12 protein-coding genes are annotated in these 15,638 nt (G+C 71.0%); 8 read left to right on the forward strand and 4 right to left on the reverse strand.

The window, feature by feature from the left end; genetic code table 11:
- Positions 1 to 39: 39 nt before the first annotated feature.
- Together QRX60_RS42840 and QRX60_RS42845 are read right to left on the reverse strand one after the other, a co-directional pair.
- Positions 40 to 1,677: a tannase/feruloyl esterase family alpha/beta hydrolase gene (locus QRX60_RS42840; RefSeq protein WP_285997189.1), complete on the reverse strand. Its 1,638-nt coding sequence runs from the start codon at positions 1,675 to 1,677 to the stop codon at positions 40 to 42.
- 14 nt (positions 1,678 to 1,691) lie between these two features.
- Positions 1,692 to 3,080, reverse strand: coding sequence for an MFS transporter (locus tag QRX60_RS42845; protein ID WP_285997190.1), 1,389 nt, complete (start codon positions 3,078 to 3,080; stop codon positions 1,692 to 1,694).
- 146 nt (positions 3,081 to 3,226) lie between these two features.
- Between QRX60_RS42845 and QRX60_RS42850 the strand changes: the two genes are divergently transcribed.
- Positions 3,227 to 4,939: a helix-turn-helix domain-containing protein gene (locus QRX60_RS42850; protein WP_285997191.1), complete on the forward strand. Its 1,713-nt coding sequence runs from the start codon at positions 3,227 to 3,229 to the stop codon at positions 4,937 to 4,939.
- Positions 4,940 to 4,945: 6 nt separating this feature from the next.
- Here the strand turns inward: QRX60_RS42850 and QRX60_RS42855 are convergent, their stop codons facing one another.
- Positions 4,946 to 6,559 (reverse strand): long-chain fatty acid--CoA ligase, encoded by a 1,614-nt coding sequence (locus QRX60_RS42855; RefSeq protein WP_285997192.1) that lies wholly within the window; start codon positions 6,557 to 6,559, stop codon positions 4,946 to 4,948.
- A 546-nt stretch (positions 6,560 to 7,105) separates the two neighbouring features.
- Here QRX60_RS42855 and QRX60_RS42860 point away from each other — a divergent pair.
- From QRX60_RS42860 to QRX60_RS42870, 3 genes are all read left to right on the forward strand, one after another.
- On the forward strand, positions 7,106 to 8,479 hold the full coding sequence (locus QRX60_RS42860; RefSeq protein WP_285997193.1) for an endo-1,4-beta-xylanase: 1,374 nt from the start codon (positions 7,106 to 7,108) through the stop codon (positions 8,477 to 8,479).
- 70 nt (positions 8,480 to 8,549) lie between these two features.
- Positions 8,550 to 9,980, forward strand: a complete 1,431-nt coding sequence (locus QRX60_RS42865) for a non-reducing end alpha-L-arabinofuranosidase family hydrolase (RefSeq protein ID WP_285997194.1) — start codon at positions 8,550 to 8,552, stop codon at positions 9,978 to 9,980.
- 496 nt (positions 9,981 to 10,476) lie between these two features.
- On the forward strand, positions 10,477 to 11,847 hold the full coding sequence (locus QRX60_RS42870) for an endo-1,4-beta-xylanase (protein WP_285997195.1): 1,371 nt from the start codon (positions 10,477 to 10,479) through the stop codon (positions 11,845 to 11,847).
- On the opposite strand, the gene QRX60_RS42875 is transcribed toward QRX60_RS42870, so the two are convergent.
- Positions 11,828 to 12,037 (reverse strand): hypothetical protein, encoded by a 210-nt coding sequence (locus tag QRX60_RS42875; RefSeq protein WP_285997196.1) that lies wholly within the window; start codon positions 12,035 to 12,037, stop codon positions 11,828 to 11,830. The genes QRX60_RS42870 and QRX60_RS42875 overlap by 20 nt on opposite strands.
- 125 nt (positions 12,038 to 12,162) lie before the next feature.
- Here QRX60_RS42875 and QRX60_RS42880 point away from each other — a divergent pair, with 125 nt between their 5' ends.
- The 4 genes from QRX60_RS42880 to QRX60_RS42895 all read left to right on the forward strand — a co-directional run bounded on the left by QRX60_RS42880 (position 12,163) and on the right by QRX60_RS42895 (position 15,590).
- Entirely contained in the window at positions 12,163 to 12,783 is a 621-nt protein-coding gene (locus tag QRX60_RS42880) for a DUF4230 domain-containing protein (protein WP_286003814.1), read from the forward strand.
- A gap of 120 nt (positions 12,784 to 12,903) precedes the next feature.
- Positions 12,904 to 13,338 (forward strand): Hsp20/alpha crystallin family protein, encoded by a 435-nt coding sequence (locus tag QRX60_RS42885; RefSeq protein WP_285997197.1) that lies wholly within the window; start codon positions 12,904 to 12,906, stop codon positions 13,336 to 13,338.
- 75 nt (positions 13,339 to 13,413) lie between these two features.
- Positions 13,414 to 13,848, forward strand: coding sequence for a DUF6292 family protein (locus tag QRX60_RS42890; RefSeq protein WP_285997198.1), 435 nt, complete (start codon positions 13,414 to 13,416; stop codon positions 13,846 to 13,848).
- 593 nt (positions 13,849 to 14,441) lie between these two features.
- The gene (locus tag QRX60_RS42895) at positions 14,442 to 15,590 is read left to right on the forward strand and encodes an MFS transporter (RefSeq protein WP_285997199.1); all 1,149 of its coding nucleotides are present in this window, start codon (positions 14,442 to 14,444) and stop codon (positions 15,588 to 15,590) included.
- The last annotated feature ends 48 nt before the right edge of the window (positions 15,591 to 15,638 follow it).

A 15,638-nucleotide genomic window follows, 5' to 3' on the forward strand; every position in this document is an offset into this window, starting at 1 on the left:
GCACCTGAGCACGCGCCGAACCCGCGCTCGGCCGCCGCGTCAGCGGGTGCAGGCGAAGCTCGAAGCGAGATCCGGATCGCCGGCGCGGTACCGGGGCCAGGCCGGGTAGGCGCACAGCGGCCGGGTCCGGTCGTGGGCCAGGTCGGCCACGACCGGGTTCGCCGGTGGCTGGCCGCGCTCGACCCAGCGCTCGAGCGCCGAGAGCGAGTCCCAGCCGGCGGCGAACGCCGGCGTGCCGAAGTTGGCGTGGTTCGCCCCGGGCACGACGTAGTACCGCAGGAAAGCGTCGGTCGCCCGGGGGCCGAGCAGAGCGCGCACCCGCTGGTAGTAGTCGCTCGTCGAGTACGGGGAGACCAGTTCGTCCGCGGCGCCGTGGAGCAGGACCAGCTTCCCGCCGGCGCGGGCGAACGGACCGAGGTCCGCGTTGTTGCGGTCCTCGACCGTGGACAGCGAGCTGATCCGGCCGAGCCAGGTCCCGGGGTGCCGGGGATCCACCTCGAGCGAGTTCCGGTTCGGGTCCCGGGTCAGGAAGTACTTGACCCACTGGTCCCAGTACTGCATCCCGTAGCCGCTCGTCACCGGCATGGGATCGGCCGGCGCGGTCGTCCCGAACCCGAGGAACGGGGTCCGCATGTCCGCCCCCGAAAGGAACGGGAAGCCCGGATACCCGGTTTCGCCACTGGCGATCCGGTACGGCCACCGGAACGGCGAGGACATCGCGGTCACGGCCCCGATCTGGGCATCCGACAGGCACGCCGGGCCGGCGTCGGCCCCGCCCGGGCAGCGAAGCGCGCGGGGATCGAAGTGACAGCCGGCCGGGTTCGAGACCACTTGGTCCTTGACGCCGTCGAGGCCGTCACACGCATCGACGACGCTGGTGTGGAGGAGCGCCTGCTTTTCGACGCCGGGGAAGGCGCCGGGGCGCGACAGGACCTGGGCCAGGTACCCCAGATCGAGGATCTCGGCGAGGTTGTTCCAAGCGGGGTAGGCGGAAATCACGCCGTCGAACGCCGTCGGCCACCGCTGGGCGACGACGAGGGCTTCGCGGCCGCCCGTCGACCCTCCGGAGAAGAAGACCTCGGTGGGCTTCGCCGCGTAGCCGTGCCGGATGAGGAACAGGCTCGCGTCGAGCGTCTTCTTGAGGGCGTCACCGGCGGCGAAGTTCCGCAGGGCCTCGTCGTTGGCCCCGAACGACCCGTCCAGCGACGGCGGGGACGCCGGGTTCTGCTGGTGGCCTGAATCGCTCGCGAACGTCGCATACCCGCGGGCCAGCGGCACCGGCTGGTCGGCGGGCCCGAACGGCACGTTCGACGCCAGGTCGGGAATCGTGCCGTTGTAGCCGCCGCCACCGAACATCACCGCTCGGTGGTTCCACTCGGCGGGCAGGTCGACGCGCATCTTGATGGCGGGCGCGGCCGGGTCGACGGGGAAGAGGTCGGCGTCGACCCGGCAGTACCGGATCGTCCTGCCGCCGACCACGGACGTCGTCATCGACGCCGCCGTGACCCGGCCCCCGGTCGTCGGCAGGCTCATGACCGACGCCGGGATCTTCAGCTGCGCCAGCCCGGCGCACCCCGGCGCCGCGGTCGTCGCGGCGGCGGGGCCGGCCACGGTGGCCGCCACCAGGACCAGCATCGCCGGCACGGCGAGCCGGCGGGTTCTCCTCGACGCAGTCATCCCGGCCTCGTCTCTCAGCGGTGGAGGTGCGCGCCGGGGACGGCGTGCGGATCGGCGCGGACCTCGGTGGTGTTCGTCTCGGGCAGGAACCACGCGCTGGCGAAGGTGATCAGGCCCATCAGCGTGATGTAGGCGGCGACCGGCACGGTGCTCCCGGTCTTCGCGATGAGCGCCGTCATGAGGAACGGCGTGCCGCCGCTGACGATGATCGCGGAAAGCTGGTAGGCCAGCGAAGCGCCCGAGTAGCGGACGCCGGGCGCGAAGAGCTCGCCGAGGAAGCTCGCGATCGGGCCGTAGGTGAGGCACTGGAACACGAACCCCACCGTCACCGCGACGAAGATCAGCGGCAGCGACGCGGTGCCGACGAGCCCGAAGTACGGGAAGCCCCAGACGGCGACGCCCAGCCCGCCGATCAGGATCAGCGGCCGGCGCCCCACCTTGTCCGAGAGGTGCCCGGACCACGGGATGGTCGCGAGCATCGCCACGGAGCTGATCAGCACGACCGCCAGCAGGTCGTCGCGCTTGAGCCCGAGCGTGCCGGTGCCGTAGCTCAGGAGCCCGGAAATGCTGACGTAGAAAAGACTGTTGGTGGCGGAGAGGAGCCCGCAGCCGAGCAGGATGGTCCCCCACTTGCTGCGGAGCACCTGGGCCAGCGGGGCCCGGACCACGGCGCCTTCCGGCTTCGCGACCTCACGCTGCAGTTCGCGGAACTCGGGGGTGTCCTCCACCTTGGCCTGGATGTAGAGGACCACCGCGAACATCACGACGCTGAGCAGGAAGGGGATGCGCCAGCCCCAGCTGAGGAACGCGGCGTCCGGCATCAGGCCGCTGGCCGCCACGAAGATCAGGTTCGAGAGGATCACGGCGACGGGAACGCTGGTCTGGCCGAAGGTTCCGGCGAACCCGCGCCGTTTGGGACCGGCGGACTCGGTGAGCAGCAGCACGATGCCGCCCCACTGGCCGCCGGTCGCGAGCCCCTGCACGAAGCGCAGCACGACCAGCAGGGTCGGGGCCAGCGCGCCGACGGTCGCCGCGCTGGGCAGGCAGCCGATCAGGAAGGTCGCGGCCCCCATGACCGCCAGGCAGGCGACGACGACCGGCTTGCGCCCGTACTTGTCCCCGAGGTGCCCGGCGAGCACCCCGCCGATCGGCCGGGCCACGAAACCCGCCCAGAACGTGCTGAAGGCCAGAAGGGTCCCGGTCAGCGCCGAGGAGTGCGGGAAGAACACCTTGGGAAAAACCAGCGCGGCCGCGGTGCCGTAGAGGAAGAAGTCGTACCACTCGATCGAGCTTCCGACGAGCCCCGCGGCCAGCAGCTTGCGGAAGGCCCGGCGCGGGATCGAGGCCGTGCCGGTGTCGGCGTGGCCGGACTGTCCTTCGGGTTGGGTGAGCGGGATTGCCATGGATGCCGCTTTCGTCGTTGAGCGCAGGCAGGTGATGGCGGTCATGTTAGGGCGCGGTTACGCTGCGACCTGAGGTGTGGACCATCCACTCCTGCCGTTGCACCGGTGGGACTTTCGCCCACCCGTCACCGAGGAGGGACGGCACCGTGGCCAGTGAGGCGGAGACGGGCTCGCTCGTGCGCAGGCAGCGTGAACTGGCGTCGTTGTACGCGACCGTCAAGTCGCTCACCGCGCTGGGCGGGCTCGACGAGGTCCTGCAGTCGATCGTCCACCACGCCCACGACCTGATCGGCACGGACTTCACCTACCTCTCGCTGGTCGGCGCGGACGGCAGGCTGTCGGCCAAGGCGTCGGAGGGCACGGTCTCCCCCACTTTCCTCGCGGCGGGCATCCCGGCCGGCGTGGGACTGGGCGGCAAGGTGCTGGCCTCCCGGAGCCCGTACTGGGTGCGCAACTACGCCACCTCGACCGTCATCGAGCACGACCCGAACTTCGACCGCCTGGTCGTCACCGAGAAGCTCGTCGCGCTGCTCGGTGTGCCACTGGTCATCCGGGGCGAAGCGGTGGGCGCCCTGTTCGCCGCCGACCGCTCCGAGCGGTCCTTCCAGGCCGACGAGATCGCGCTGCTGAACGCGTTCGCCGATCACGCCGCGGTCGCGCTCGACAACGCCCGCCTCTACGAAGCGAGCCGGACCGCCCTGCAGGAGCTGCAGGTCGCCTACCGGAAAACCCAGCGGGCGCAAGCGATCCACGAAGCCCTGACCGGCGTCGTGCTGGACGGCGGGACACCGGGCGACGTCGCGCAGCTGCTCGCCGACCAGCTGGGCGGGAGCGTCACGCTCCTCGATCGGGCAGGTGAGGCCGACCTGGCCGGCGCCGTCGAGGACGCCCGGCGCTCGGGCCGCTGCGCGGTTTCGGCCGGCGCCGACGGAACCACCCGCAGCGTGGCCGCGATCCAGGCGGGCGACAGCTACCTCGGCGCGCTGGCGTGGAGCCGGGAAGCGGCCGCCGGCCACGACGTCCCGGACGCCATGGACCTGCGCACCCTCGAGCGGGCCACCCACATCCTCGGGCTGCTCATCCTCAAGGAGCGGGCCGTGGCCGAGGCCAGCGAGCGGCTGAGCGGAGAGCTCCTGACCGAGCTCATGGTCGGCGGCCCGGGGATCGGCCCGGCCCAGCGCGCCCGCACCCGCGCGCGCGGCATCGACGCCGACCGCCTGGAGCTGGTGCTCGTCGCGGACTCCCCCACGGTGACGTCCACCGATCTTTCGCGCCACCTGCACGACATCGCGCGCGACCGCGCCGGGCTGGCGGGCGAACACCTGGGCCGGGCCACGATGATCCTCCCCAGCGTGGACGACGACCGGACCGCCGAAGAGGTCCACAGCAGACTGCGCCGCACGCTGGGCGGCCCCGTTGTCGTCATCGGGGAACGGGCGGTCAACCACGACTGGGCGCGCGCCTTCTCCCTCGCCGGCCGCTGCGGCGCCGTCGTGCGCGCGATCGGGCACACGGACCTGGGCGCCACGACGCGTCGCTATGCGTTGTACGCCATGCTCTTCGACGCGGAGCGGGCCGGCGAGCTCGACCGTTTCCTCGCCGGCTCCCTCGGCCCGCTCCTCGAGTACGACCGGCGGCGCGGCACCGACCTCGTCGAAACCCTCGGCGCGTACTACCGCCACCGCGCCAACGTCGCGGCGACCGCCCGGGCGTTGCACGTCCACGTCAACACGCTGCTCAAGCGCCTGGACCGGGCCGGCACCGTCCTCGGTCTCGACTGGCGCCGGGAGAACGACCTCGAACTGCAGCTCGGGCTGCGGCTGCACGAGCTCCGGGCGAGCGGACCCGCCCCGTCGTGAGCCGGCTCAGGCGATCCGCGCCGAGTCGCGCAGGGCGATCTTCGAGAGCTTGCCGGTGCCCGTCTTGGGCAGCGTGGCCAGGAAGACGAATTCGTCCGGCAGCCACCACTTGGCGACCATCGGCGTGATGTGCGCCAGGAGCTCTTCGGCCGTGGCGGCACCGCCTTCGCGCAGCGCGACGTAGGCGACGGGGCGCTCCATCCACCGCGGGTCCGGGCGCGCGATCACGGCGACTTCGACGACGTCGGGGTGCGAGGCGATGGCGGTTTCGAGCTCGACCGAGGAGATCCACTCGCCGCCGGACTTGATCAGGTCCTTGATCCGGTCCACGAGCCGCAGGTAGCCCTCGGCGTCGATGGTGGCCAGGTCGCCGGTGCGCAGCCAGCCGTCGGCGGTGAAGCTGCCGCCGGAGTCCACCCGGAAGTAGCCACCCGCCACCCAGGGGCCGGCCACCTGCAGCTCGCCGACGGCGTGGCCGTCGCGCGGCAGCTCCCGGCCCGTCTCGACGTCGACGATCCGCACGTTGACCAGCGGCAGCGGCTGCCCCTGCGCGGCCCGCACGGCCACCTGCTCCTCCGGGGTCGCGTCCCGGTGCTGGGTGCGCGTACCGCCGATGACGCCGACCGGGCTGATCTCCGTCATCCCCCAGGAATGGGTGATGGGCACGCCGATCGCGGCGCGGTAGGTCTCCGACAGCGCCGGGGGCACCGCGGAGCCGCCGCCGAGCAGGAACCGGGTGGCGCTCAGGTCGTGGGCCCGCAGCTCGGGAGCCAGGCTCGTCCACACCGTCGGAACGGCGCCGGCGACGGTCACCCGCTCGGTCTCCATCAGCCGCAGCAGGTGGGCCGGCTCCGCCGACGCGCCCGGAAGCACCAGCGCGGCGCCCGCCATCATCGCGCCGTAGGGCAGGCCCCAGGCGTTGGCGTGGAACATGGGCACGATCGGCAGCACGACGTCGCTCTCGCCGATGCCGATGAGGCCGGCCGCGAGCGTGCCGAGGCAGTGCAGGACCGTCGACCGGTGGCTGTAGAGCACGCCCTTCGGCGGTCCGGTCGTCCCGGACGTGTAGCACAGCCCGGAGGCCAGGTTCTCGTCCGCGAGCGTGAACGCGTCCTCGAACGCCCCCTCGAACGGAGCGGCCCCGGAGATCAGCTCGTCGTAGTCCAGGATCCGGGGGTCCGCCGGGATCGGCGTCGTGGTGCCGTCGGGCAGCACCACCCAGTGCCGCACCCGCGGCAGCCGGTCGACGCTCGCCCACAACCGCGGCAGCAACGCGCGATCGACGAACACCACGTCGTCCTCGGCGTGGTTGACGATGTACTCGAGGTGCTCCGCCGACAGCCGGATGTTGATCGAGTGCAGCACCCGCTTGGTGGCCGGCACCCCGAGGTACAGCTCCAGGTGGCGCCGGCTGTTGCTCGCGAAGGTGGCGACCCGGGCCCCGGGCGGGACACCGAGGGAGTCCAGCACGGTCGCGAGGCGGCGGGTGTGGCCGGCCACCTCGGCGTAGGTGAGCCGCTCGGACCCGGCCGTCACGACGTGCTTGTGCGCGAAGAGCCGCTCCGCGCGGTCCAGGATGTGCGCGATGGTGAGCGGCCGTGGCTGCATCAGCCCGTCCATGGTCTCTCCGCGGGACTGATCAGGCCGCATGAATCTGCTCTTTCGGTCGTCGGGGTTCCCATAAGGCGGCAGTGCCATGAGCGACCTTAGGTGCGGTCACGAAGGGAGAAGAGGGCGGAACTTCCCACTCGTCCGCCCTCTTCGGTGGCGACTACCTCCACCTCGACGTCCGGGAGAAGTCGATCTCGCGCCCGTTCTCGCCGAAAACCGCGTCCGCCCGGAGTTTTCCTGAGAGCGCTTCCAGGACAGGGGAACCACCTCCGGGCACCTCCGGCAACGACCGGCGAAACTTTCGAAGCGCAGTCCGGAAAATTGATAACCGCCAAGGGCTTTGCTCGCCGCTTCGCTTGTGGTTTCATCGAATCCTGGCCGAGCTGAGAGCGCTCCCAGAGACGTTCCCCGCACAACGAGGTGGAGGTGGCACGTGCAGCTGAAGCGCGAACACCCGCATCTCCTGAAGCCGCCCCCGAGGCGCGGCGAATCCCCGTGCACCACCCCGAATGCGTTAGCGCTAACAAGGACGCTCCTACCCCGGAAGGTGCGAACATGAAAACGACATCGCGGTCGTTGTCCCGAGCCGCGCTCGCTTCGACGCTCTTGGCGGCGTCGCTCGGTGCGACGCTGCTGCTGGCCACCTCCGCCGGTGCGGCCACGACGCTCGGTGCGTCGGCCGCCCAGACGGGCCGGTACTTCGGCACCGCCGTCTCGGCCGGGAAGCTCGGCGACTCGACCTACGTGGGCATCCTGAACCGCGAGTTCACCATGGTCACGGCCGAGAACGAAATGAAGTGGGACGCCACCGAGCCCACCCAGAACCAGTTCACCTACGGCAACGGGGACCGCATCCTCAACCAGGCGGTGAGCAACGGCCAGCGGGTGCGCGGGCACGCGCTGCTGTGGCACCAGCAGCAGCCGGGCTGGGCCCAGGGCCTCAGCGGCTCCGCCCTGCGCCAGGCCGCGATCAACCACGTCACCCAGGTCGCCACCCACTACAAGGGCAAGGTCTACTCCTGGGACGTCGTCAACGAGGCCTTCGCCGACGGCGGTGGCGGCGGCCGGCGTGACTCCAACCTGCAACGCACCGGCAACGACTGGATCGAAGCCGCCTTCCGCGCCGCGCGGGCCGCCGACCCCGGCGCGAAGCTCTGCTACAACGACTACAACACCGACGGCGTCAACGCCAAGAGCACCGGCATCTACACCATGGTGCAGGACTTCAAGTCCCGCGGCGTCCCGATCGACTGCGTCGGCTTCCAGTCCCACCTCTCCAACTCCGCCCCGGGCGACTACCAGGCCAACCTCCAGCGGTTCGCCGACCTCGGCGTCGAAGTCCAGATCACCGAGCTGGACATCTCCGGCTCGAACCAGGCCGCCGTCTACGGCACCGTGACCCGCGCCTGCATGGCCGTCGCCCGCTGCGCCGGCATCACCGTCTGGGGCATCCGGGACAGCGATTCCTGGCGCACCGGCGAGAACCCGCTCCTGTTCGACAACAACGGGAACAAGAAGGCCGCCTACACCAGCGTCCTCGACGCCTTGAACGCCGGCGGCTCGACCACCACGCCGACCACCCCGACGACTCCCACCACGCCCACCACGCCCACCACGACGACGACCACGCCCCAGCCCGGCGGCTGCACCTCGTCGGTGTCGCTGAACTCGTGGAACGGCGGATTCGTCGCCACGGTGAAGGTCACCGCGGGATCCACCGCCCTCACCGGCTGGACGGTGACGACGAACCTGCCTTCCGGCGCGACGGTCACCAACGGCTGGAGCGCCGCCAACAGCGGCACCAGCGGCACCGTGACCTGGACCAACGTCGGCTACAACGGCAGCGTCGCGGCCGGGCAGTCCACCGAGTTCGGCTTCCAGGGCACCGGCAGCGCCGACGGCGTCACGTCGTCCTGCGCCGCGCGCTGATCCTCTCCGCCGTCGGGCCCGGCACCGCGAGCCGGTGCCGGGCCCGCCCCCCATCGATCCGGAGGAAGCCATGTCCCCAGCCTCCTGCCGGCCGGCTCTGGCGGCGGCCACCGCGGTCGTCACCGGCCTGGCCGCAACCCTGCTCGCGGTGTCCTCGCCCGCGGCGGCCGCCCCCGGCTGCTCGGTCACCTACGCCGCACCGTCCCAATGGCCGGGCGGGTTCACCGCGAACGTCGCCGTGACCAACGTCGGCGACGCGGTCGACGGCTGGACGCTGACCTGGTCCTTCACCGCCGGGCAGCAGGTCACCCAGGCGTGGAACGCCCAGGTCTCGCAGAGCGGCGCGCAGGTCACCGCCCGCAACGTCTCCTACAACGCGTCGATCCCGGCCGGGGGCAAGGTGGAGTTCGGCTTCAGCGGCACGGCGAACGGCACCGACAACCCGAGCCCGGCCGGCTTCAGCCTCAACGGCACACCCTGCACCGGCGCACCCGGCCCGACGACCACCCCGGCCACCACCACGACGACCCAGCAGCCGGGCGGCGGCCTGCCCTCGAGCTTCCGGTGGTCGTCCTCCGGCCCGCTGATCGGGCCGAAACCCGATTCGACGCACCCGAACGTCGCCGTGAAGGATCCCAGCGTCATCCACTACGGCGGCAAGTACCACGTGTTCGCCTCGACCTACACCACCGGCTACAACCTCATGTACACCAGCTTCACCGACTGGTCCCAGGCCTCGGCCGCGCCGCACTACTACCTCGACCGCTCACCCCTCGGTACCGGCTACCGGGCCGCGCCGCAGGTGTTCTACTTCGCGCCCCAGCGCCTGTGGTACCTCGTCTACCAGACCGGCGCGGGTGGTTCCTACTCCACGACCAGTGACATCAGCCGTCCCGAAACCTGGTCCGCGCCGAAGAACTTCTACTCGTCGATGCCGCAGATCATCCGCGACAACATCGGCAGCGGCTACTGGGTCGACTTCTGGACCGTCTGCGACAGCGCGAAGTGCTACCTGTTCTCCTCCGACGACAACGGTCACCTCTACCGGTCCGAAACCAGCCTGGCGAGCTTCCCCGGCGGTTTCACCAACACCGTCATCGCCATGGGCGACGCGAACCGCAACCGCCTGTTCGAAGCGTCCAATGTGTACAAGATCGCCGGCCGGAACCAGTACCTGCTGCTCGTCGAGGCCATCGGGTCCGACGGCCGCCGCTACTTCCGTTCCTGGACCGCCCCCGCGGTCACCGGCCCGTGGACCGCACTCGCCGACTCCGAGAGCAATCCGTTCGCCCGCGCGAACAACGTCGCTTTCCCGGCGGGAGCCTGGACCCGCGACATCAGCCACGGCGAAATGGTGCGCTCCGACCCCGACCAGACCATGGAGATCAGCCCTTGCAAGCTGACCTACCTCTACCAGGGCATGGATCCCGGCGCCGGGGGTGACTACAACCTCCTGCCCTGGCGCCTCGGCCTGCTCACCCAGGCCAACTCACCCTGCTGACCCGGTGGCCGCCGCCGGCTCGCGGGGTGCCGGCGGCGGCCACCGGGATCAGTGACCGGCGGGGTAGGGCCGGTTGAAGGACGGAGGTGTGTAGCCCAGGTACCGTCCCGGCGTGCCGTCCGCGGTCGCCGCCAGCCGGTTCAGCGTGCCCGGTGCGGTGTCGGGCCAGTGCCCGGTCCGCAGCGCTGTTCGCCGGCCTCGGCGATCGCCACCCGGCGGGCGACACGCCGTTCGAACAGGCCGCCGAGGCACGCCGGCTGGACGAAGCACGCCTCCAGTAAAAGCGGCACTTCCCGAGTCGCACGTGCCGCGAGCGCGACGCCGAAAGTCGGCCGAAACTCTTTGCCCGGCGCCGAAGCGCCGTGCTCTGCTGCTCGCAGTAGGTGAACCTCTCACCTCGTCCAGGTCGCCGACGACTTGGTTCCCCGTGCCAGTCCGCGAGGACTCGTGCCGCGGCAGTCGGCTCCTGGGCGTGCGCCTGGAAGGAGACCACGGGATGGCAGGAAGTTCGCCGGGCCTGCACGGCCGGAAGTGGTGGCGGTCCTCGGCCACCCGAGTACTGGCGGGAGTGGCCACCGTGGCCGCGACGGCTGCCGTCCTCGTGACGGCTCCGGGCGCCGATGCCGCGGCGGGCACGCTGGGCGCCGCCGCCGCCCAGTCCGGCCGGTACTTCGGCACGGCCATCGCCGCCGGCAAGCTCGGCGACTCGGCCTACACCACGATCGCGGCACGCGAGTTCACCATGGTGACGCCCGAGAACGAGATGAAGCCCGACGCGACCGAGCCGAACCAGAACCAGTTCACCTTCTCCGCCGGCGACCAGGTCTACAACTGGGCGGTCGGCCACGGTGCCAAGGTCCGCGGCCACACCCTCGCCTGGCACTCGCAGCAGCCGGGCTGGATGCAGAGCATGAGCGGCAGCGCGCTCCGCAGCGCGATGATCAACCACATCCAGAAGGTCATGGCCCACTACCAGGGCAAGCTCGCGTACTGGGACGTCGTCAACGAAGCCTTCAACGAGGACGGCAGCCGGCGTGCGTCGAACCTGCAGGGCACCGGCAACGACTGGATCGAGGTCGCGTTCAAGACCGCCCGCGCGGCCGACTCGTCGACCAAGCTCTGCTACAACGACTACAACATCGACAACTGGAACTACGCCAAGACCCAGGGCGTCTACACCATGGTGCGGGACTTCAAGTCCCGCGGTGTGCCGATCGACTGCGTCGGCCTGCAGGGCCACTTCACCGGCGGCAGCTCGGTCCCGAGCAGCCTCCAGACGACGATCTCCAGCTTCGCGGCGCTCGGCGTCGACGTGGCGCTCACCGAGGTCGACGTCACGAACGCGGCCCCCTCGCAGTACGCGGCCCTGACCCAGGCGTGCATGAACGTCGCACGCTGCGTCGGCATCACCGTGTGGGGCGTGCGCGACAGCGACTCCTGGCGGTCCGGCGAGAGTCCCCTCCTGTTCGACGGCAACGGGACCAAGAAGGCCGCCTACGACTCGGTGCTGAACGTCCTCAACTCCGGGGGCACGACCACCACGCCGACGACCCCGACCAATCCCACGACGACGCCGACGACTCCGACCACGCCGGGTGGGGGCGGCTGCACCGCCACGCTTTCGGCCGGCCAGTCCTGGAGCGACCGGTACAACCTGAACGTCTCGGTCAGCGGCGCCGGCGCGTGGACGGTCACCATGACCGTGCCGAGCCCGGCGAGGATCAGCGCCACCTGGAACGTCAACGCGACGTGGCCGAGCAGTCAGGTCCTCGTCGCGACACCCAACGGAAACGGCAACAACTGGGGGGTCACCATCCAGCACAACGGGAACCGGACCTGGCCCGGCGTCAGCTGCAGCACCTCCTGAGGCGCGGCACGAGCCGCTGCCAGGAATGCCCGGCGGCTTGGAGTGCCGCGTCGGAACTCCAAGCCGCCACCGGCACCGGTTCAGCGGGCGCTCCGAGCTTCGTGCCCTTGCGATAGCCGCCGAAGATCAGTCCGAGCACCAAGATGACGAGGAAGACCAGCAGGACCCACAGCCACAGGGACTTGCGCACCCTGCCTCCCATCGTCGGAGATCCGCCACGCGAGCGGGGACACCGTACCGCCGCCCGTCGCTTAGCCCGGCGGCGGCGTGGGTAATCCTCCCGGCATGGGTGCATGGGGCAAGCGGCTCGTCGCAATGGCTGTGGCAGTGGTGGTTCTGGCCGCCGCGGTACTCGTCGCATCGGCGGTACACCTGCTACCCCAACTGCGCAATCCGTTCGCGGAACACACCGAGGAGCACTCCGGACCGGTGCTGCTGCAGTCGATCGTCGAGCTCTCGCGCTACGAGGCCGCCAGCGGTTCGTTCCAGGTGGTCGTCGACATCACGACCAGTTCGGTCCTGCCCAGTTTCCTGGTGGGCAGCGACACGCTGTTCATCGGAGTCGGCACGGACAACGCCTACGTGGATTTCTCGCAGCTGAAGGGCAACGCGGTCCAGGTCTCCGACGACCGCCTGTCCGCCACGATCACGGTGGGACACGCGCAGCTGGAGCCGGCGACGCTGGACGTGCACGAGTCCCACGTGTACGCGCAGCAGCAGGGCCTGTTCACCCGGATCAACGAGTTCCTCAGCGGGAACCCGAACTCGCAGCAGGCGCTGTACGAGCTCGCCCAGAAGGAGATCCAGGCCGCGGCCGCGAAGAGCTCACTGGTGGCCGACGCGGAGAGGAACACCAAGACGATGCTGGTCGACCTGCTGCAGTCACTCGGCTTCAAGAACATCACCGTGAACTACGCCGACAACGCCACCGGCTGACTCCCGGCGACCGCCACGTTCGTCATCATATAGACGACTCTGAAGTTGTCATCGCTTAGATGACATGGTAGAACAGTGGTGCGTGTTGACAGCACTGTCGACCCCGGGAGGTGGAACCCGATGTTGATGCGCACTGACCCGTTCCGCGAGCTGGACCGCTTCGCCCAGCAGATGCTCGGCAGCGCAACCCCCGGAACCTGGTCCAAGCCGACCGCGATGCCGATGGACGCCTACCGCGAAGGCGACGAGTTCGTCGTCTGCTTCGACCTGCCCGGCGTCACTCCCGATGCCATCGAACTCGACGTCGAACGCAACGTCCTGACCGTCAAGGCCGAGCGGCGCCCGCTCCCCGCCGACGTCCAGATGCAGGTCTCGGAGCGACCCCTCGGCGTGTATTCCCGCCAGCTCTTCCTCGGCGACACCCTCGACGCCGACCACATCGCCGCCGGCTACGAAGCCGGGGTCCTGACCCTGCGCATCCCGATCGCCGAGCAGGCCAAGCCCCGGCGCATCGAGATCACCGGCACCGGCGACCGGCAAGAGATCCAGGCCTGACGGTCACCTCCCCGCGCGGGACCGGCACCCCGAGCCGGTCCCGCGCGGGTCCGCCCCAGAAAGGCATCCGCACCCGTGACCGCATCGCTGCACATCCCGGCCGGCCACTCCCACCCCGCTTTCACCGCACTGTGGTCCTACCTCGCCGACGTCACCGCCGCACTCGGCGTCGGGCCCGAGTCGTGCACCGTCGACCACGACAGCCCGGTCTCCGCCTATGTCGCACTCGACGAACGCCTGCCCGGCTACCCCGGCCGGGACGTCGCCCTGCTGTGGGACGAGGTCCGCGGCTGGGCCGCCGCCGTCGAAACCCACTCCGGCGAAGACCTCATCGTCGTGCGTCACCTCGGCGGCCCCACCGTCACCCCGCGACCGGCGGACGTCGCACGGTTCGTCAAGGCGCTGCGCGAGGACGACCACCGCGTCGGCCGGCTCGACCCGCCGGAGATCCGCACCGCGGCCGGACCCGCCGCACTCGACGCCACCCTCCGCGCCCGGAGCACGACGTGACCCCCGATGTCCTGCCGCTGCCGGTGTCCTTCGCCCTCGCCGTGCGCGGCTACGACCGCGTGCAGGTCGACGAGCCGGACGGCCCACCTGTGCACCGCCGGCCCGTCGCGGCCTGAGCCGGGCGGGCATGGTGCACCTTTCCCCGGGCGAGCCGGGGCGGTTCCGCCGGCCACTGCATTGGACCGGCGGAACCTGGTCCCGGTCTCCTGCGCGCCGAAGACCCGAACCTGATCGGTGGCATACCCGGGGACGCCGCGTCTGACACCCGTTCGGACTGATGCGTCCCGCCGATCGGCGGATCAAGGCGGCCGCCGGCGAACTCGAAACGGCCGCTGTCCGGGCGGCGCGCGGACGCCGGCCGCGTCCAACCGGCCACCGGCGCCGGGGTGGCCGGGGACGGGTCCCGGGCGGGCCGGAGCAGCCGTCCGGCCGTGCCGATGCACGCCCATCCGCAGGGCTGTCAGCACGCTACATCCGTTGCATGGCAGCAAAAACTTCGTGCATCCGTCAGCTGACGGATGTCTGGCGTACGCGTGCCGCGAAACATTGTTTCACGGGGCCGACGCTCCGAACCTCGACGCCGAGGAGGAGCGATGTCGCGTGCTACCACCACCGTCTCCACCGTTGTGATCTTCGTCCTGGCCCTCAACCTGCGGCCGGCCGTGACGAGCCTGGGGGTGGCCCTGCCGGACATCTCGGTCGCCGGCAATCTGGTCGGCGCGGTGCTCGTCGCGCTCCCCCTGTGGGCGATCGGCCTCGGCGGCTGGGCGACGCCGTGGCTGTGCGAGCGGCTCGGGACGCACCGGACCGTCACCGTGGCCCTCGCCGGGCTGGTGCTGTCGCTGGCGGGGCGGGTCCTCGGGGGCTCGACGCAGCTGCTGACGGGGACGACGCTGGCGTGCCTGTCCATCGCCGTGCTCGGCACCATGCTGCCCCTGCTGGCCAAGGGGTCCGCCGCCTTCACCCTCGGGCTCGGGCTCGGCAGCACGGCCGGCGCGCTGGTCACGCCCGCGGCGGTGCTGTCGTCGTCGTGGCGGGTCGGCCTCGGCGTGTGGGCGATCGCGGCGCTGCTGGCCCTGCAGCTGTGGCAGCGCAACCCCGTCGAGTTCGCGGCGCCGCAGGCAGCCTCCGGGGCGATGCCGGCGTCCGCCCTGACCATCCACTTCGGACTCATTTCGACGGTGACGTTCCTGGTCATGGGCTGGCTCCCGGGCATCCTGCGCGACGCGGGTGTCCCGCCGGCGACCGCGGGCGCGTGCCTCGCGGTGTCGATGGCCATGGGGCTGCCCATGATGTGGCTGGTGCCGGGCTGGACACGCCGCTGGCGCAATCAGACCCTCCTCGTCGTCGTCCTGGCCGTACCCAACGTCATCGGGGTGGTCGGCCTGCTCGTGGCGCCCGCGGCCGCGCCCTGGCTGTGGGCCGTGGCCACCGGCACGGGCATGGGTTCGCTCGCGTTCGTCCTGACGACGATCTCGTTGCGCAGCAAGGACAGCTCGCTCTCGCTGTCCGCCATGGTCCAGGGCGTGGGGTACCTCATCGCCGGCTTCGGCGTGCTGGCGTGCGGCTGGCTGCACACCTACACCGGCGCCTGGCAGACCCCGCTGCTGCTGGTGCTGGCGATCCTGCTCGGCCAGGTCGGCAGCGGGCACGCCGCCGTGTCGCGCCGGACTCCGGCGTCAACGGTCCCGCGCCCCCTCGTCGTTCCCCGCCAGGGGGACATCCCGGAGGTCGGGGTCTGATCCCCGCCCACGGTCGCTCCACTTCGGACACCCGCGGTCCCGGGCAGC

Source organism: Amycolatopsis mongoliensis, from assembly GCF_030285665.1.
GTDB lineage: Bacteria > Actinomycetota > Actinomycetes > Mycobacteriales > Pseudonocardiaceae > Amycolatopsis > Amycolatopsis mongoliensis.

Bases quoted from the DNA above. Each gene is read 5' to 3' on its own strand.
- QRX60_RS42870 (WP_285997195.1), top strand. From the start codon at position 10,477: ATGGCAGGAAGTTCGCCGGGCCTGCACGGCCGGAAGTGGTGGCGGTCC.
- QRX60_RS42840 (WP_285997189.1), bottom strand. From the start codon at position 1,677: ATGACTGCGTCGAGGAGAACCCGCCGGCTCGCCGTGCCGGCGATGCTG.
- QRX60_RS42855 (WP_285997192.1), bottom strand. From the start codon at position 6,559: ATGGACGGGCTGATGCAGCCACGGCCGCTCACCATCGCGCACATCCTG.
- QRX60_RS42865 (WP_285997194.1), top strand. From the start codon at position 8,550: ATGTCCCCAGCCTCCTGCCGGCCGGCTCTGGCGGCGGCCACCGCGGTC.
- QRX60_RS42885 (WP_285997197.1), top strand. From the start codon at position 12,904: ATGTTGATGCGCACTGACCCGTTCCGCGAGCTGGACCGCTTCGCCCAG.
- QRX60_RS42845 (WP_285997190.1), bottom strand. From the start codon at position 3,080: ATGGCAATCCCGCTCACCCAACCCGAAGGACAGTCCGGCCACGCCGAC.
- QRX60_RS42895 (WP_285997199.1), top strand. From the start codon at position 14,442: ATGTCGCGTGCTACCACCACCGTCTCCACCGTTGTGATCTTCGTCCTG.
- QRX60_RS42880 (WP_286003814.1), top strand. From the start codon at position 12,163: ATGGCTGTGGCAGTGGTGGTTCTGGCCGCCGCGGTACTCGTCGCATCG.
- QRX60_RS42860 (WP_285997193.1), top strand. From the start codon at position 7,106: ATGAAAACGACATCGCGGTCGTTGTCCCGAGCCGCGCTCGCTTCGACG.